A 17,008-nucleotide genomic window follows, 5' to 3' on the forward strand; every position below is an offset into this window, starting at 1 on the left:
CGGTTGTCACTGATTTAAAATTTTACTATAATTGAAGCAATGTGCCTGAAAGATCAAACAAGGTCGGAAATCAGGAAATATGGTTAGAGGTGGAACTGAAATGAATAAAATCGCGGTAATCGGAAAAGTATTCGTCGACATAAAAGGAACTTCGTTCGCTCCTTTGCATAAGGATGCGAAAAACGTAGGAGACATCACGTTTTCAAATGGAGGAACAGGACGCAACGTAGCACAAAATCTAGCCGTCCTCGGGAATGAAGTTCGCTTTATCTCGACGGTTACGAATGATCAGATTGGCGTGGGAGTGCTCGATGAGCTGAAATCTTACGGTGCAAATGTGGATCACGTCGAAATGTTAGAAGATCATGGAATGGGCATGTGGCTAGCTGTCATGGATAACGAAGGTGACTTGCAAACATCGATCTCGAAACAACCGGATGCGAAGTTGCTCGAAGAGGCGATTTTACGTCAATCGGTCTATGCGCTCGATGGAGTCGATGCCGTTGCAATCGATCTTGATTTGTCCGTTACGGTCTTAGAACGTTTGATTCATTTATGTCGCAAAATGGAGTTGCCGTTGTTTGGTGTGTGTGGTCACTTGAGCGTCATCGAACGAAATCGTCATCTGCTACAAGGGTTCACTGGATTCATTTGTAGCCGAGAAGAGGCGGAAATTCTGTCTGATCTGTCGATCGTGACGGTTGAAGATGCAATTCATGTAGCAAATGAGTTAGCGAAAAAAGGTGCTCCATTCACGGTCGTGACGATGAGTGAACTCGGGGCGGTCTACGTTGATCGGCGTACAGCGACATCAGGTCACGTCGGAACGAAAAAAGTGAAGGTCGTTGACTCAACGGGAGCAGGCGACTCATTCTTCTCTGCTGTCTTGTCTGAATTGACACAAGAGAGACCGGCAGAAGAAGCCTTGAAGCTTGGCATGAAGGTTGCAGCGGAAGTCATCGCTTCGACAGAGAATGGACTCGTTCCTGAAATGCTGGATGCTCTTCGATAAGTAGAAATGATAAAAGGGGAGGTGGCGTCATGCCGATTCAACGAAGTGCAATCATTTTACGAAACGAACAAGATGAAATTGCGTTGATCCGACGGGATAAACCGAACGAAACGTATTATGTCTTTCCAGGCGGTGGGAAAGATAACGGAGAATCGTTAGAAGAAGCAGCGATTCGTGAAGCACATGAAGAACTTGGAATCGATGTGGAGTTGACCGGTGTTGCCGCCATCGTCCGTTTTAATGGATTCGACAATCCTTATTTTTGGGCGAAAACAATTGGGGGTCGCTTTGGAACGGGTACGGGTGAAGAGTTCGAAGAGGAAGGATCGGGTTATACACCGGTCTGGATCAAGCGTTCGGAGCTACCTTCGTTACCGATTCGTCCACCGTCACTTGCCAAACAGCTGGCAGAAATGACAGAACCATTCTATGAATTAATCCTTTCTGAAAACGAATGAGGTTTTAGTTGAAATAAAATGGGAAAAGTATATTAAAACAATGAGGTGGTCTTCGACTGCCTCTTTTTCATGAAGGAGAGATGACGATGGCGCATTCACGCGATCCAAAAGGGCTTGCCCTGAACTTAAAGCAGCGAATGTCCGATCATAATATCACGGATTATGCAGGGACACTCGCCTATTATTGGTTTTTATCCATTTTCCCAGGAATCATTTTCGTCATTTCGGTCTTATCATTCTTTGACATCGATCGTCAGACACTCGAGTCACAAATTCGGGACCTAGCGCCAGGCGGAGCCGTCAATACGTTCACGGATACAATTTTCCAAGCCATCAAAGAACCGCAGGGTGGTCTGTTATCAATCGGTGCCATTCTTGCTGTCTGGTCTGCTTCCAAAGGGGTCGATCGTTTGATCACGACAGCAAACCATGCCTATGGTGACTTCTCGCCCCGTGGATTTGTCGCAGCGCGTGGGATTGCCTTGTTACTCACGATCGTGCTCGGAGTCGGGATGTTGTTGCTGATCGTCTTGAATGTGCTCGGTGGTCCGATCATTACGTATCTTGCCAACTTCGTGTTACCGATCGATATGGGGCAAAAAATCCTACTGACGGTCTTACGATATGTCGTGTCGACGATTCTATTGATTGGTATCCTGTCGATTTTTTACCGCGTCGCACCAAAGCGTCCGATTACATTCAAAGAAGCAATTCCAGGAGCCGTTTTTGGTGTCATCGTCTGGCAATTATTATCGGTTGGATTCGGATTTTACGTCTCGAACTTCTCGAATTACAATCAAACGTACGGTTCGCTCGGTAGTGTCGTCATCTTGTTACTATGGCTCTACTTCACAGGGCTGATCATCTTACTCGGTTCTGAATTGAACGCATCATGGGAACGGTTCATGAAAAAAGCGGATCCGAAGAAAATGGAAGAAAAGCGCTTGAAAGAACAAGCTGAACTTGATGCCATTCCGACGAATACGTTCGGATGAAGGTACAAAAAAGCCTGACTGCCACATGGCAGTCAGGCTCTTTTGATGGTTAAGCAGCTAATCGTTTTTCAGATGAACGCTGTGGAAGACTTGGTAAAGCATCCTGTTGAAGAAGGCGTAAACCGTTCAAGATGACGAGAATCGTTGATCCTTCGTGTCCGACGACGGCGAACGGCATGATGAGGAACTGGGACAAATTCGATGCGATCAATAGGAGGATGACACCGATCGCAAGCGTGATGTTTTGTTTGACGATCCGGTTCATCTTCCGGGCTTTGTGCACAGCATAGGCAAGACGACCTAAATCATTTTTCATCAAGACGACGTCAGCGGTCTCAAGCGCAGCGTCCGTTCCTTCACCCATCGCAATCCCGACATGTGCTAATGCAAGGGCTGGGGCATCGTTAATGCCGTCACCGACCATCGCGACGGTCCGACCTTCTGTTTGGTATTGTTTGATGTAGCGTACTTTATCTTCCGGTAGGCACTCAGCGACGAAGTCCGTCAATCCCGCCTCACGTGAGATGGCAGCTGCCGTGACCGGATTATCACCAGTTAACATGATCGTTGCGATGCCGAGATCATTTAAGGCAGCAATCGCTGTTTTGGCTTCCGGACGAATCGTATCACGTAACGCATAAAGCGCTACGATCTGTGCTCCATTGCTGACATAAACGATCGTATGCCCTTGCTCTTTCAATGACTGTTCGATCGCGACGAATGGATCGTCTAAACCATCATGGAACGCCCGTTTACCGATACGATACGTGACACCATCGACAGTTGCTTCAATCCCGTATCCTGTCACATCTTTAAACGTTGATGGTTCGCGGACATCGGTTTTTAAGTGATCGACGATTGCTTGTGCGAGTGGATGGTTCGACTGCGCTTCGATGGAAGCGACCGCTTGTTGGACTGTTCGGACGTCCATGCCTTCCGCGTAACGACTTTCAGTGACGACGGGTTTACCAGTTGTCAGTGTTCCCGTTTTATCGAAGACGATCGTATCGACTTGACCGAGCGTTTCAATGTGGGCGCCTCCTTTAAAAAGAACGCCGTTTTTCGCAGATGCGGCAATTGCAGACAAAGCAGCAGGTGTAATCGACGCAACAAGGGCACAAGGTGAGGCGACGACGAGAAGAATCATCGCGCGATAAATACTCGTCTCAAATGTCCAACCAACGACGTAATGAGGGAGGACCATCATCAGTGCGACGACGAGGAGGACGATTTTGACATAACGGCTTTCGAAACGTTCGATGAACTGAGCAGATGGAGACTGTTCACTTTGTGCGTTTTGGACCATATGAATGATCTTTTGGAACAACGACTCGTCAGCAGCTTTCGTCATCTCAATCGTCAAGACACCGTTCATGTTGACGGTCGAGTTATAAACGGTATCACCTGTTTGTTTTTCAACCGGAATCGATTCTCCTGTAATCGATGCTTCTTCGATCGCGGCTTGACCACGGACGATGACACCATCAACCGGAATCCGCTCCCCAGGACGAACATAGACGAGGTTACCGATCGCTAATTGTTCGATTCCGACGACTTCGAGTTGACCGTTTGCATTCAGACGTGTTGCTTCCTCCGGTTGTAAGGACATCAAGCTTTGCAAGGCACGTTCGTTCTTATTCATCGTATATGTTTCAAGGGCACCGGATAACGCAAAGATGAAGATGAGGATCGCACCTTCCATCCAGTAGCCAATGGCAGCCGCACCGATGGCAGCTAAAATCATCAACAATTCGACGTTCAACGTTTTTTCTTGATACGTCTCCGTCAATCCTTCCTTCGCTTTCGCATATCCTCCGATCACATAAGCTGATAAGTACAATGTGACATATACGGCAGGTGCGGCACTGAATTTATCGAGTCCGTAAGCAACTAAAATCAATATTCCGCTAAACAATGCTAGAATCAATTCGTGATGCTCATCCCAAGCATGACGGAATACGGAACGCTGTTGAACATCGGTAGTAGTGGAAGTCGTCATATTAAAACTCCTTTCAAAATGTAAATGAGAAATGAAATCATTATAGAAAGAGAATGAGAATGTGATATATCAATGAGTTTTACTGATTGATAATGAGTTTCATTGTCTCTAGATTATAATTATTATTATCTGTAGAATTACTATACCATGCTTCAGTGAAAAGGAACAGGAAAGGAACTAGAAAGATGCAAAAAATTTTAACCCATCGGATCGGACTCGTCGTCTTTGCGTTACTGACGACTTTTTTGTGGGGAAGTGCGTTTCCCTTCATTAAAAAAAGTTATGACTTATTACAGATCACATCTTCCGAATACGGAGAGCAATTGCTGTTTGCGAGCTATCGTTTCTTTTTAGCAGGTGTGTTATTACTTGTCGTCAGTGTCTTCGTCTTCAAACAGACGATCACACTGAAGGATCGGACCTACGCCTACAGTCGTCTTGGCTTCTTTTTGACGTTCTTGCAGTATGTCTTCTTTTATATCGGTCTATCTTTATCAACCGGCGTACAAGGATCGATCATTGCCGGATCGACTTCGTTCTTCCAGATGTTGCTGGCTCATTTTCGATATGAAGACGATCGACTGAACCGATTTAAAGGACTTGCCTTATTCCTTGGATTCACAGGTGTCATCTTGGCCAACTGGCCGCAAGGTGGGCAAGGTGTCTCATTTGGAGTAGGGGAAGGATTGTTGATCGCAGCAATGGTTTCCGGGGCGTTCGGTAACTTGATTGCCAAAGAATACTCAGCACGTTATCCGGTGGCACCGATGACTGGATGGGCGATGGTCATTGGATCAATCGGTCTCTTTATCGCAGGCGTCATTCTCGATGGTCACGTCGCACCATTCACCTTTTCAACGACAAGTGCTTGGATGCTCGTGTATCTTGCCTTCTTATCAGCGACTGGATTTACGCTTTGGAACTTACTGATGAAATATAATCCGGTCAGTAAAGTGTCGTTGTTCATGTTCTTCGTACCGATCTATGATGTCAGTTTATCGGCCTTGATTCTGGGTGAGACGATTCCACCGCAAGCGTTGCTTGGGTTACTCTTCGTCGTCAGTGGTATTTTAGTCTCGACATACCTTCCTGTATGGTTTCAAAAGCGAGGTTGACGAAGATTCAGAATCGTGCAAAAATAGTTTCAATCAAAGTAACTCCCAATCGTTCGTTGCTTAAGCCGACCTGTTCGGCTTTTTTCTGTACGGTCAAGTGAAGACCGATTCGGCCTTGTCTGAAAGGCTAGTGCGACTATAAAACGGAAGGAGATGAAAACGAATGGAACGGAATGAGATCGTTCGAAAGATCATTGCCACTCGTCGTCCACGTGATGAGTTTGCCCGGTTCGTCGTAACGTGCGTCAGTCAGCAGTTAAAGGAAACCCATGGAGATGTCGATGTGGAGATCATCGAGGCGGAGAGAGGTTACGATTCAGTGTGGTCAATCAACGGTCGAGAGGTCGTCGTGCTGCTCGAGACAGAAGAGCTGAAGCGTGCAAAGGAACAGCCGTATGCGATCGACGATAAGCTCTGGCGGAGTTTTCGGCAAGAAGGAATCGTGAAATAAAACAAAGGATCTTGCGCATCATTAGCGCAAGATCCTTTGTTTTAGATCCGGGATGATTCGTGACGTTTTGCGTATCGTAAGAGAAACGCAAGTGTCGCTAGGACCAGAACGAATAGGCTGAAATAAAGCATAGCTGGAAGCAGAACGAACAAACTACCGGCAATCGGTCCGAGGATCGAACCAAGACTAAAGGCAATCCCCGCAAGCAAGTTGCCCGTCGGAAGAAGATGTCGCGGTAACTGTTCCGTCATATAGGCGACACCGAGCGAGTACGTCGAGCCAAGTGCCATCCCGCTGACAGCAAAAATCGCAAACAACCAACCATAACGTTCGAAGACGAAGCAAGCAATCAGGAAAGCGACAGAACCAATCGAAAGAACAGTTACTAACGTCCGACGTTTTCCAAAGTGATCCGCAAGTCGTCCAAGTGGAAGCTGCATGATCAACGAGCTGACGACGAATGTCGTGATCAATGTACTCGTCTCAGATAGACCGTATCCGTTACGCGTCGCAAAAACGGGAAAACTGGCATTCAGTGTGGCTTCGAGAAAACCGTATGTAAAGCCAGGAAGTAACGTGAACCAAGCGGTTGATAGGACAAGTCGATACCGTGAGGCAGCACTTTGTAGCTCCTCCGGCATGACGGAGGATGGTTTTTCGTTCGGCATACGCGATAACAAGATCAGGACGATGACCGTCAATGTACCCGTCAACACGAACGGTAGCCAGTTGATGATATCAACGAGAGGTGCCGCAAGAGGACCGAGGGCAAAACCGAGACCGAATGCCATCCCGTATAGTGACATCGTTCGCCCTAACCGTTCATTTGGGGTAATGGACGTCACCCAAACCTGTGATCCATAGTGCAACGTCTGATCACCGAATCCGACAAGAAATCGTAAGATCATCCAAGCAATGACACTTGGAAGGAGTGGGAATAAGAAGACCGCCACTGCAACAAGAGCGAGTCCGAACGAAATGACGGGAATATAACCACGTCGTCGCAGTGGACCTTCCATGAGCGGGGCAGCGACGATGACACCAATGTACAGAACGGCAGCGCTGAGACCGTTGATGAAGGCGGGTGTCCCTTGGCGTTCAAGTAAAATGGAGAGCAATGGAATCAGCAATCCCTGGGTGAAACCGGAAATGAAGACGATTGATAAAATGAGAGCAAAACGGCGTGACACAAGTAACGACGACCTTTCTTTTTTCTTTTAGCATAACACGCCCCAGTCTCTGAAACGGGAGACCGGGGCGTGCTTCATTTATTTTCTTGTTCAAAACGTGTCGGACGCGGCATGTGCAGCAGATGTTCATCCCAATCTGTCTGATCGAACACTTCATCATGTTCGATACTGTGTGAAGTACGAATACCAACCATCATGACGAACAAGACCATACTGAACGTACCGATGATTGCGACAATACCTACGAGCCATTCCATCCCGGTCACCCCTTTTTAGAAAACAGAATGTGTCTACTTTGTGACTTTTTTCCCGGGACGCCATCGTTCAAAACCTATTTTTCATTCTTAAAGCCGACTCGATTGTTTTGTGAAATCAATCTCAGGGTAATATGCGTTCTTCACAAGTGCGTTCGGTCCAAGGCACTGCACCGCAGGACAGTGACATGACAAGCTTTTATTCAGTTCTGTTTCTTGCCACTGGGCATACGCATCATTGAAAGACGTTTCGTGAATCGTACCGAGCGAAGCGAGTTCGTCACCGAAATCCGTCACGATGATTTCACCATCAAAGATGTTGACGTTAAGACGAGAACGACCATCTGGGTCATTGCGAACCGATACGTTTTTTTCTTGGCGCAAGCGACGGTGCAATTCTAAATCTGCCTCTTCCATCGAACAAGCGTAGAAGGGAAGTGTTCCGAATAACATCCAGACGTTCGGATCTCGGACGTCAAGCAAACGATGAATCCCGTCACGAATTTCAGATAAGCTAGCTGCTTCGATCATTGAAGCGAAGTCAGCGGGGTACATCGGGTGCACCTCATGACGGACACACCCCATATCGACGATTTCCTTATGGATTGCTTCAAGATGTGGCAACGTCCGTTTATTAATCATCGTCTCAGCAGACACGATGACACCTCGTGCATTCAGAACACGAGCATTCTCTTTCATCGTCTCGAAAAGTTTCGTCCGTGCTTCACGTGACGGTTTTCGTTCCATCATCGCAAAGCCACCATCGATGAAATCATCGGCTGTTCCCCAGTTATGTGAGATGTGCAAGACATCTAGATAAGGAATGATTAATTCATAACGAGATAACGAAAGTGTTAAATTTGAGTTGATTTGGGTTTTAGCGCCACGTTCGTGGGCATACTTAAGTAAAGGGACGACATATTCCTTGACGGATTTCATCGAAAGCATCGGTTCTCCACCTGTGATGGAAAAGGCACGCAGGTGTTCGATTTCATCCAGACGTTGAATGAGTAGTTCGACTGGGATTTCAGGTGACTCGCTACTGGATAACATGTAACCGACGGCGCAATGTTCACAGCGCATGTTACACAGTTTTGTCGTCGTGACTTCGATGTTCGTCAAACGGACGGTGCCGTATTGTTCAATGTCACGATAAGCTTCCCACGGATCGTTTGCGATCGTGATGGGTGATGATTGTGGCATAGGTACTCCTCCTTTTTAGTGCTCCACTTCGTATCGTATGCTAAAATAACGTCGGAATCCAGCGGAAGAAAGGAAGTCTGAATAATGGGAAAAGCAAGAACTGATAAACTTGGTCAAATGAATGTGCTAAAATCAAGAATGCAGCTTCTCTGTCATACAATCGATTCACTCGATGAATCATCAGATATCGAAGATTTGGAACGACTGATCGTATCACTGGATCAACTCAAGGCGAAGGTCGTTCGATATGCGAAGGATATGAAAGAACAAGAAGAAACGAAAAAAGCGGTAGATTGAGACCGCTTTTTCATTTGCACAAACGGAAAGGATGAAATCAATGGCAACAAAAATCAAATTAAAGACAGGTGAGGTCCGTTCGGTCACGTGTCTACGGATGGGAATCAACGGTGAAGGGATCGCGACGCTCGAGCGACAAATCGTCTTCATCCCAGGACTACTCGTCGGGGAAACGGCACAAATCGAGATCACGGAAATTCATGCGAACTATGCGAATGCGAAAATCTTAAAGCGCGACGATCGTTCACCGGACCGCGTGACACCACTTTGCCCGGTCTATAGTGTCTGTGGCGGCTGCCAATTACAACACATGAGTTACGACGGACAGTTGCGTTATAAGGAAGAGATGCTACGAAATGCTTTCTTGAAATCAACGAAATTGAATGTCGAGAAAGCGGATATTCGTCCGACGATCGGTTCGAAGGAATGGGAATACCGCAACAAGTCGCAATTCGTCGTCGGTAAACAGGGGAATGAGATTGTCAGCGGTCTCTATTCCGCTAATTCGAATCGTCTGGTCGCGATCGATGATTGTGTCGTCCAAAACAAGGACACGCTTCGCGTCAACCAAGCTGTCACGAAATTACTCAATGACTATAAAGTACCCGTTTATCATGCAGCGAAACAAGACGGTGTCATGCGCCATATCGTCGTCCGGACAGGAATCAAAACGGGTGAAATTCAGGTCGTACTGGTTGCTTTTAAAGACGGCTTCCGTGATTTAGAAGGGTTGTCGCGCGATATCATGGATATCCCAGGTGTCGTCTCGGTCGCACTGAACATCAATGATAAGTTGACGTCACGTGTCTTCGGAGAAGAGACAGAAGTCTTGCGCGGCGTGGAACGGATCGAAGAAGAGATGGGGGAATTCACGTATCAATTGTCCCCGCGTGCCTTCTTCCAGTTGAACCCGGAACAAGCAGAACGGATGTATGAAGAGATCGCACGTGCCGCTGCTTTGACAGGCGAAGAACGTGTCGTTGATGCATACGCAGGTGTTGGTTCAATCGGACTCTGGATCGCCAAAGGAGCAAAAGAAGTTCGCGGCATGGAAATCATTGAAGAAGCTGTCGAAGATGCCAATGCGCACATGAAGCAATACGGATTCGACCATGCCCACTACGTCGTCGGTAAGGCCGAAGCGTGGATTCCACGTTGGGTCAAGGAAGGTTGGATTCCGGATGTCTTTATCGTCGACCCACCACGTTCAGGTTGCGATACACAATTGTTGAACGCGATGATTTCTTCTAAAGCTAAAAAAATCATCTATGTCTCGTGTAATCCGCAGACGCTTGCGCGTGATTGTGATCACTTGATGAAAGCAGGATACAAAGTATCGTACATCCAACCGTACGATATGTTCCCACAAACAGCGCACGTTGAAGCAATCGTCGTGCTCGAAAAGAAGAAAAAGAAAAAGTTCTAAGTAAAAAAGCCCGTATGCACTCCTTGAACGAGTGGACATACGGGCTTTTTATCATGTTTGCGAAGGATAACCGAACGTTGCGTCACACTCAGCGAAGCGTTCCTTCAACTGAGCAACGCGGTCAGCGGGTAGTGGACCGCGCTCGATCAGTTGCTGATTCAACGCGAGATGTTCGGGTCGAGACGTGCCGATGATGGCCGTCGTGATTCCTGGTTCAAAGACCGTGAAACGAAGCGCAGTTTCAAGCCAACTCGATTCCTCGAGTGGATAAGCGAGTTGTTGCGCACGTTCCCAATATGGTTCGACATACTGTCCGACCGGACGCTCCGTGAAGCGCCACGGGGCGTTGCCGATCGGACGCTTGGCGATGACTCCGTGATCTAGAAGAGTAGGCAGGATATCATCGACACGTTGGTCAAACAGATTGAACGATGTTTGAAAACTGTCGAAGCGATTCGTTTCGATAGCATATATCAAGTCTTCCCGATCACCGGAATAAGCGATGACGCGAACTTTTCCAGCTTGTTTTGCTTGTTCAAGCGCTTCGATGACATCTCCTTGGGCGAGGATTTCTTGACTGCAAGAATGTAAGTGTACGATGTCGAGATAATCCGTTTGCATCGTCTGTAAGGCTTGATCGATGCCACCATGGACCGCTTCAAACGTCCAGTCCTGCGCACCGGGAACATCATAGCCAACTTTCGTCGACAGAATGACGTCGTGCCGGCGATTCTTTAGAAATTGTCCGACGCGTTGCTCCGATAAGCCGTAGCCGCGTGCCGTATCGATCAGATTGATGCCAAGATCACGTGCTTGTTCGAGCAAATAGACTGCTTCCCGGTCCGTCATCTGTTCTGCACCGATGTGACCGGCTCCGAACCCAAGCGGGGACACGAATAAATCAGATGTTCCAAAACGTCTTAACTCCACGAACAATACTTCCTTTCAGATACCTGTAGTTTTAAATCGATGGTGTTCGTTTTTGATGAATACGGTATAGCAGATAACCAACGAGTGCCAAGCCTACAATCGACCATTGAACGATGGACGAGGATTGCATGAACTGATGGACGGCGAGCACTTCGACTAACATGGCTGGAATTTTTCCGATCGTACTCGCAGTCAGGAAAAGTAGAATCGAAATACCACTCGCCGCACTGATGATGTTGACGATGCCAGACGGGACGAACGGTAATAGCCGCAGCAAGATGATCGTCCAAAATGCTTCATGTCCTCGTTGTGCTTGCAGTTTTTGTTGCAAACGAGCGAATCGATCGGGAAGTGGGCGACGAAGGGCATACCGCAGTCCTTTTCGGTAAAGTAGGAACGCGCAAACCGCACCTAAGACTTCACCGATGAAAGAGAGCAATGTACCGATCCATAATCCGAAATAGACGAGATTCGCAGCGGTGACGAACGTACTCGGTAGGACACCAAGTACACTGACGACGACGCTGACCAAGACACTAACGAACGGAGCGAACGGTCCGAAGAGTTCAAAGGTTTGGATGACATGTTGTTCCATCATTCGAATCCATCTTCTTCATCTGGAAGAAGCGGTAACTCGATGTGGACGGTCGTTCCTTCTCCAAGAACGGAGTCGAACCGGATCGTCCCATCATGACGATCGATGATGTGTTTTGTGATCGCAAGACCAAGACCGGTTCCGCCATCTTTCCGCGTCCGTGATTTATCGACACGGTAAAAACGTTTTGTCAGTCGATCAAGATGTTCTTCCGGAATGCCTTCTCCTTCGTCCCGGATAAGACAATGCGTCCGGTCGCCGATCGTTTCAGTCGATAAGAAAATCTGTTTACCAGGCGGTGTGTACCGTAAGGCGTTATCGAGTAAATTGCCGAAGACTTGCTCAAGACGGTCTGTATCGCCTAAGACAATTTGATCCGGATCGAGATTCATCACGAACGTGACTCCTTTTGACTGGGCGATGGGTTCCATCCGGTAAATGACATCTTCAAGTACTTGGCTGAAGACAAGTGGTTGTTTCGACATCGGATAGGAATCGCGTTCAAGTTGAGCGAGATCGAGCAAATCATTGACGAGACGTTGCAGACGCTCTGTTTCCCGCTCGATGATTTGGTAATACTGCGCACGCTTTTCTTCCTCGAGCGAATCATCCTGCATCATCTCCGTATAGCCACGGATGTAGGAGAGCGGTGTCCGCAATTCATGACTGACGTTCGCGAGGAACTCCTTCCGCTGCTCGTCGACTTCTCCGAGCGATTCCGCCATCTTGTTTAACGTTTCTGCGAGTTCTCCGATCTCATCGTCCGATTGAATCGGAATCCGATAATCAAAGTCACCTTGTGCATAAACAGTCGAGGCGCGCTTCATGTCGATCAACGGACGGATGATCGTATCGATGATTTGTCGTCCGAAGATGACGAGATTCAAGACGATCAGTCCGATCATGAAGAAGATCATCAGGCGGAGTGGGCGGAATGGTTCACTGATTTGACCGAGTTCCAGATACAAGATCAGCGTACCAACCAGTCGATTGTTTTCGATGATCGGAAATCCGGTCATCAAAATGTCCGTTCCTTCAATCGGATGGGTCCGACTGGAGACGACGGTTTCACCGTTTCGAAGTTCTTCGATATCCGCATTCGTCAAAAAGCGCAGTCCAGCTGGATTTTTCTTCAGGAAATCGATAAAGAAGACTTTCGATTCCGTCAACTCATTCGTATAAGTCATTCCATCGTAAAAAGCACCAGACAGTCCTTCGGATTCATAGATGTTGATCAGCTTTTCGCCTCGGTTCAATAAGATATCTTCCTGCGTCTGAAGATAGAACCGGTCGTAGAGATAGAACGTCAGCAGGACGAATAAAATGGCGGAAAAAACGCTCGTGAACCAAATCGTGATCCAAATCCGGCGCCGGATCGTATAGCGCTTAATCATACTTCCTCGAATTTATAACCGATGCCCCAGACCGTTTGAATCGAGCCACCGGCTTCCCCGAGCTTTAGGCGAAGTGTTTTGATGTGTGTATCGACCGTCCGTAAGTTCCCGATATAGTCCGCACCCCAGATTTGATCGAGTAACTGTTCGCGAGAAAAGACCTTATCATTGTTTTGAGCGAACAGGTGCAACAAATCAAATTCCTTACGCGTTAGACTGACCGGCTTGCCATTGACGTGGACACTCCGACTTTCCGTATCGAGTTCAAGCATGCCGAGCGTCAGGGTAGCCGATTGATCAACTGTAAAGCGGTGAGAACGACGAAGCGTCGCTTCGATGCGAGCAAGCAATTCTCGAGGGCTGAATGGTTTTGTGATATAGTCATCAGCTCCGATTTTCAGACCGTGAATCCGATCGAGCTCGTCCGAACGTGCCGTCAGCATGATGATCGGAACGTTTGAGAATTCACGGATACGCATGCATGCTGTCAAGCCGTCCATTTCCGGCATCATGACATCGAGTAGAACGAGATGGAATGTATTTTGTTGAATGAGATAGATTGCTTCTTGTCCGTTAGAAGCTGTCATCGTCGTGTAGTGTTCTTTTTCGAGATTCGAGACGAGAAGGTCACGCATTTGTGCTTCATCATCTACTACGAGAATGTTAAACGATTCTGGCATTAGTTTTCGCTCCATTTCCTGTAGAAGAAAAGTGTTTCTTCCATAAAGATGAGTTTTCTTATTTATCATACCATTTCAAACTTTAGAAGCGCATGCGTGGACACAAAAAAGCATGAGAGACAAGGCTCTCATGCTTCGAGTTGTTGGTGATCGTATAGTGTTTCGAGCTCCCGACCATGAATGTACATGTGGAAACTAGATTTTGAGACTTCATATAGCGTGAACTGTGTCTCGCCAGCATTCAATTGCTCAAGAAGCGCAGGGCGCAACTCATCCGCACAGAACGCATACGGCAATTTTTCAGCTGCTTTTTGTGACCGAATATTGCTTTTGCGAATTTTCATGAAGACACTCTCATATCCAAGCTCGAAGAACAGCTCAGAGAAGAAGGCTTCTTTCGCTAAGTGATTGTATCCTTTACCATGATACGGTTTACCTAACCATGTACCGAGAAACCCATATTGTCCTTCGATATCGAGTAAACTAATCGTGCCAATCGGTTGATCGAATTCATCTAGGATGGTACGTGATACGATTTCACCACGTTCTTCCTCTTCGATTGCCTGCTTTGTAGTAAACAGAAATTCATCAAAGTACCGTGTTTTTTGGCGGACGTACGGATATACGTCTTGATGCTGCATCAGTTCGAACAAATCAGCGCAGTCGCTCAGCTCCCGTTGCTTGAGCATACTTCCATTCCTCCTTTTAGGACCGCAAGAATGATTGTCGAAAGCTACCTGTCTGACTCGTTTGAACCGCGCATGGTATGCCTTCTTCAGTTGTCGGATAAGATAATATTACCTTCTTTTTTTAAAATTGCAAGAAAATAATTTTTGTGAAAAAAGATACAAAAACAAGATGTTTTCCGTAAGCGTCTAAAACCCCCGAAAGGTGCAAAAAACACCTGGCGGGGGTGGGGTTAAGTCAAGTTCAGTTGAGCGTGTTCAAAAATGATTTTTCCGTCAATCATCGTCATGAGCGGCTTCGCTAAATAGTCGAGTGGGAAGTGACTCCACAAGACGAGATCCGCGTCTTTTCCGACCTCGATCGATCCGACACGATCGTCCACACCGAGCGAACGGGCTGGATGAATCGTGATCGCGCGTAAGGCGACGTCGACCGGTAGACCTTCTCGTGCGGCAAGACCGGCGCAAAGGTTCAAGTACTGAACAGGGGTATACGGATGATCGGTTGTAATCGAGATTTCGAGACCATGCTCATGAAGAATCCGATACGTTTCCCATGTCTTATTCTTCAGTTCGATTTTAGACTTTCGTGTGAAGGTGGGTCCGACCGTCACTTTTTCGATCGGTAGCAGCTCCATCTCTTTTGCGACGAGATGACCTTCCGTACAATGTTCGATACGTAAATCAAGATCGAATTCTTCCGCAAAACGGATGGCAGAAAGGATATCATCTGCTCGGTGCGCATGTACACGAAGCGGCATCTTATGATCAAGGACTCGTTTGATCATCTGGTGGGCAAAGGTTTCAGAAACCGATTGTGTCCGAACTTCAAGAAAGGCTTCGCGCAACATCCCCATGATGCCCATCCGTGTCAGTTCACCGGCACGACCAGCACTATGGACACGCTTCGGGTTTTCACCGAGCGCCACCTTCAGACCTGCGTACTTTCGAAGAATCATATCATCGATGAATCGTCCGTGCGTCTTGATGACACTCGTGACGCCACCGATGATGTTCATGCTACCCGGCATGACTTGAACGGTCGTGATCCCGTGTTCGACAGCTTCCTTAAAGCCTTCATCCAGCGGATAGACGCCATCAATGGCACGCAGATGAGGAGTCATCGCGAAAATCGTCTCATTCGCATCATTTCCGACGGTTCCGGTACCTTCGTCATATAATCCGAGATGTGTATGGGCATCGATGAAACCGGGCAATAAAAAGTGACCTTCTGCTTCAATGACTTGATCGTCTTCTAAATGATCCAGTAATTCACCGATTTCAATGATTTTCCCATCACGAATGCGGATGTCCCCGTAAAAACTGTCCGAAGTAATCGGATAGATATGTGCATTTCGAATTAAGATATCCAAGTATCGTCCACCCCTGTACTAGTTTGAATGCTCGAGTGCTCGTAATGCATCCTTTAGTTCAGCATACCGAAACTTGTATCCGTTTTCGAGCGCTTTTTTCGGGACGACACGAGCTCCTTCTAGTACAATCGTACTCTTTTCACCGAGTGCGAGTTCTAATGCGAAGCGTGGTGCCGGGAGCCAGTGTGGGCGATGTAAGACTTTTCCGATCGTCTGTCCGAAACGGCGCATCGTCTCCGGGTGAGGCGCAGTGATGTTCAGCGGTCCTTCGACTGTCGGGGTCTCAAGTGCGAATAGGAATAAATCGACTAAATCATCGATATGGACCCAGGAGACCCACTGTTTACCGTCGCCCATCGTCCCACCACCAAACAAAACATAAGGCAGGCGCATTAAGGGATAAGCGCCACCGGCTTTCGTTAAGACGACACCGATTCGTGGATGGACAAGTCGAATGCCAGCGTCAGCAATCGGACGAGCAAGATCTTCCCACGCAACACAGACATGACTTAAGAAGTCAGCGGTCGGTGGAAGGGGTTGATCTTCAGAGAAGGTTTGATGCCGATCTTGTCCGTAAATGCCAACCGCAGAAGCAGACAAAACGACATTTGGTTTTTGATCGAGTGCTTCAACGATTCGCACGAGCTCCTTCGTCGTACTGACGCGGCTGTCGAGAATGACGCGTTTACGTTCATCCGTCCAACGTCCTTCATTGATCGAAGCACCAGCCAGATGAATGAAGGCATCGACGCCCTCTAAGTGATGTTCCGGTTTTGCGTCTTCTGTCATCCACTTGATATATGTGACATGCGCATCGTTCGCTTTCGGATGACGCGTCAAGATAAAGATGTGGTGTCCTTGATCTAATAAACGCTTCGTCAAGGCTTGACCAATCATACCGGTTCCACCGGTAATCGCAATATTCATGTAATTCATCCTCCCTGAAATAA

General features: G+C 47.4%; 17 protein-coding genes and 1 pseudogene. 7 read left to right on the forward strand and 11 right to left on the reverse strand.

The genetic code is table 11. The annotated features are described in order from the left end of the window. The first annotated feature begins 100 nt into the window (after nt 1-100). The 3 genes from ITJ88_RS13000 to ITJ88_RS13010 all read left to right on the forward strand — a co-directional run bounded on the left by ITJ88_RS13000 (nt 101) and on the right by ITJ88_RS13010 (nt 2,465). Nucleotides 101-1,012: a guanosine-inosine kinase gene (locus tag ITJ88_RS13000; RefSeq protein ID WP_058704971.1), complete on the forward strand. Its 912-nt coding sequence runs from the start codon at nt 101-103 to the stop codon at nt 1,010-1,012. Between the two features lie 29 nt (nt 1,013-1,041). Beyond that, nucleotides 1,042-1,470, forward strand: a complete 429-nt coding sequence (locus ITJ88_RS13005) for an NUDIX hydrolase (protein WP_195865937.1) — start codon at nt 1,042-1,044, stop codon at nt 1,468-1,470. Between the two features lie 86 nt (nt 1,471-1,556). Then, nucleotides 1,557-2,465: a YihY/virulence factor BrkB family protein gene (locus tag ITJ88_RS13010; RefSeq protein ID WP_029340889.1), complete on the forward strand. Its 909-nt coding sequence runs from the start codon at nt 1,557-1,559 to the stop codon at nt 2,463-2,465. A gap of 49 nt (nt 2,466-2,514) precedes the next feature. Here ITJ88_RS13010 and ITJ88_RS13015 read toward each other — a convergent pair whose 3' ends face one another. Continuing rightward, nucleotides 2,515-4,464, reverse strand: coding sequence for a heavy metal translocating P-type ATPase (locus tag ITJ88_RS13015; protein ID WP_195865938.1), 1,950 nt, complete (start codon nt 4,462-4,464; stop codon nt 2,515-2,517). 185 nt (nt 4,465-4,649) lie between these two features. Here ITJ88_RS13015 and ITJ88_RS13020 point away from each other — a divergent pair, with 185 nt between their 5' ends. Then, nucleotides 4,650-5,579 (forward strand): DMT family transporter, encoded by a 930-nt coding sequence (locus tag ITJ88_RS13020; RefSeq protein ID WP_195865939.1) that lies wholly within the window; start codon nt 4,650-4,652, stop codon nt 5,577-5,579. 163 nt (nt 5,580-5,742) lie between these two features. Beyond that, on the forward strand, nt 5,743-6,030 hold the full coding sequence (locus ITJ88_RS13025; RefSeq protein ID WP_023467290.1) for a hypothetical protein: 288 nt from the start codon (nt 5,743-5,745) through the stop codon (nt 6,028-6,030). Between the two features lie 41 nt (nt 6,031-6,071). On the opposite strand, the pseudogene ITJ88_RS13030 reads toward ITJ88_RS13025, so the two are convergent. From ITJ88_RS13030 to yfkAB, 3 genes and pseudogenes are all read right to left on the reverse strand, one after another. Next, nucleotides 6,072-7,226, reverse strand: a pseudogene (locus ITJ88_RS13030) (MFS transporter); the annotation flags it as partial. Between the two features lie 68 nt (nt 7,227-7,294). Then, a complete protein-coding gene (locus ITJ88_RS13035) occupies nt 7,295-7,477 on the reverse strand; it encodes a hypothetical protein (RefSeq protein ID WP_029340894.1) in 183 nt (60 codons plus the stop codon). A gap of 87 nt (nt 7,478-7,564) precedes the next feature. Continuing rightward, nucleotides 7,565-8,677, reverse strand: coding sequence for a radical SAM/CxCxxxxC motif protein YfkAB (gene yfkAB, locus ITJ88_RS13040; protein ID WP_195865941.1), 1,113 nt, complete (start codon nt 8,675-8,677; stop codon nt 7,565-7,567). Nucleotides 8,678-8,761: 84 nt separating this feature from the next. Here yfkAB and ITJ88_RS13045 point away from each other — a divergent pair, with 84 nt between their 5' ends. Next, nucleotides 8,762-8,974: an SE1561 family protein gene (locus ITJ88_RS13045; RefSeq protein WP_023467294.1), complete on the forward strand. Its 213-nt coding sequence runs from the start codon at nt 8,762-8,764 to the stop codon at nt 8,972-8,974. A gap of 40 nt (nt 8,975-9,014) precedes the next feature. Continuing rightward, nucleotides 9,015-10,400 carry a 23S rRNA (uracil(1939)-C(5))-methyltransferase RlmD gene (gene rlmD, locus ITJ88_RS13050; RefSeq protein ID WP_058265782.1) on the forward strand — a complete coding sequence of 462 codons (1,386 nt, stop codon included), beginning with the start codon at nt 9,015-9,017 and terminating at the stop codon, nt 10,398-10,400. Nucleotides 10,401-10,451: 51 nt separating this feature from the next. Here the strand turns inward: rlmD and ITJ88_RS13055 are convergent, their stop codons facing one another. The 7 genes from ITJ88_RS13055 to ITJ88_RS13085 form a co-directional block, all read right to left on the reverse strand. Continuing rightward, nucleotides 10,452-11,330, reverse strand: a complete 879-nt coding sequence (locus ITJ88_RS13055; protein WP_195865942.1) for an aldo/keto reductase — start codon at nt 11,328-11,330, stop codon at nt 10,452-10,454. Between the two features lie 31 nt (nt 11,331-11,361). Continuing rightward, a complete protein-coding gene (locus ITJ88_RS13060) occupies nt 11,362-11,928 on the reverse strand; it encodes a TVP38/TMEM64 family protein (RefSeq protein ID WP_195865943.1) in 567 nt (188 codons plus the stop codon). After that, the gene (locus tag ITJ88_RS13065; protein WP_023467298.1) at nt 11,925-13,319 is read right to left on the reverse strand and encodes a sensor histidine kinase; all 1,395 of its coding nucleotides are present in this window, start codon (nt 13,317-13,319) and stop codon (nt 11,925-11,927) included. Before ITJ88_RS13065 ends, ITJ88_RS13060 begins: the two co-directional genes overlap by 4 nt. Further along, the gene (locus ITJ88_RS13070) at nt 13,316-13,999 is read right to left on the reverse strand and encodes a response regulator transcription factor (protein WP_195865958.1); all 684 of its coding nucleotides are present in this window, start codon (nt 13,997-13,999) and stop codon (nt 13,316-13,318) included. Before ITJ88_RS13070 ends, ITJ88_RS13065 begins: the two co-directional genes overlap by 4 nt. A gap of 128 nt (nt 14,000-14,127) precedes the next feature. Continuing rightward, on the reverse strand, nt 14,128-14,688 hold the full coding sequence (locus ITJ88_RS13075) for a GNAT family N-acetyltransferase (RefSeq protein WP_023467300.1): 561 nt from the start codon (nt 14,686-14,688) through the stop codon (nt 14,128-14,130). Between the two features lie 230 nt (nt 14,689-14,918). Then, nucleotides 14,919-16,058, reverse strand: coding sequence for an amidohydrolase (locus ITJ88_RS13080; RefSeq protein ID WP_195865944.1), 1,140 nt, complete (start codon nt 16,056-16,058; stop codon nt 14,919-14,921). A gap of 18 nt (nt 16,059-16,076) precedes the next feature. Beyond that, complete coding sequence (locus ITJ88_RS13085; RefSeq protein ID WP_195865945.1) at nt 16,077-16,985, reverse strand: TIGR01777 family oxidoreductase; 909 nt, start codon at nt 16,983-16,985, stop codon at nt 16,077-16,079. Nucleotides 16,986-17,008 lie beyond the last annotated feature (23 nt).

Source organism: Exiguobacterium abrahamii (assembly GCF_015645365.1).
GTDB classification, from domain to species: Bacteria; Bacillota; Bacilli; order Exiguobacteriales; family Exiguobacteriaceae; genus Exiguobacterium_A; species Exiguobacterium_A abrahamii.

Bases quoted from the DNA above. Each gene is read 5' to 3' on its own strand.
- ITJ88_RS13065 (WP_023467298.1), bottom strand. From the start codon at position 13,319: ATGATTAAGCGCTATACGATCCGGCGCCGGATTTGGATCACGATTTGG.
- ITJ88_RS13010 (WP_029340889.1), top strand. From the start codon at position 1,557: ATGGCGCATTCACGCGATCCAAAAGGGCTTGCCCTGAACTTAAAGCAG.
- ITJ88_RS13075 (WP_023467300.1), bottom strand. From the start codon at position 14,688: ATGCTCAAGCAACGGGAGCTGAGCGACTGCGCTGATTTGTTCGAACTG.
- ITJ88_RS13085 (WP_195865945.1), bottom strand. From the start codon at position 16,985: ATGAATATTGCGATTACCGGTGGAACCGGTATGATTGGTCAAGCCTTG.
- yfkAB (WP_195865941.1), bottom strand. From the start codon at position 8,677: ATGCCACAATCATCACCCATCACGATCGCAAACGATCCGTGGGAAGCT.
- ITJ88_RS13000 (WP_058704971.1), top strand. From the start codon at position 101: ATGAATAAAATCGCGGTAATCGGAAAAGTATTCGTCGACATAAAAGGA.
- ITJ88_RS13025 (WP_023467290.1), top strand. From the start codon at position 5,743: ATGGAACGGAATGAGATCGTTCGAAAGATCATTGCCACTCGTCGTCCA.
- ITJ88_RS13020 (WP_195865939.1), top strand. From the start codon at position 4,650: ATGCAAAAAATTTTAACCCATCGGATCGGACTCGTCGTCTTTGCGTTA.
- ITJ88_RS13060 (WP_195865943.1), bottom strand. From the start codon at position 11,928: ATGATGGAACAACATGTCATCCAAACCTTTGAACTCTTCGGACCGTTC.
- rlmD (WP_058265782.1), top strand. From the start codon at position 9,015: ATGGCAACAAAAATCAAATTAAAGACAGGTGAGGTCCGTTCGGTCACG.
- ITJ88_RS13005 (WP_195865937.1), top strand. From the start codon at position 1,042: ATGCCGATTCAACGAAGTGCAATCATTTTACGAAACGAACAAGATGAA.
- ITJ88_RS13015 (WP_195865938.1), bottom strand. From the start codon at position 4,464: ATGACGACTTCCACTACTACCGATGTTCAACAGCGTTCCGTATTCCGT.
- ITJ88_RS13035 (WP_029340894.1), bottom strand. From the start codon at position 7,477: ATGGAATGGCTCGTAGGTATTGTCGCAATCATCGGTACGTTCAGTATG.
- ITJ88_RS13045 (WP_023467294.1), top strand. From the start codon at position 8,762: ATGGGAAAAGCAAGAACTGATAAACTTGGTCAAATGAATGTGCTAAAA.
- ITJ88_RS13070 (WP_195865958.1), bottom strand. From the start codon at position 13,999: ATGCCAGAATCGTTTAACATTCTCGTAGTAGATGATGAAGCACAAATG.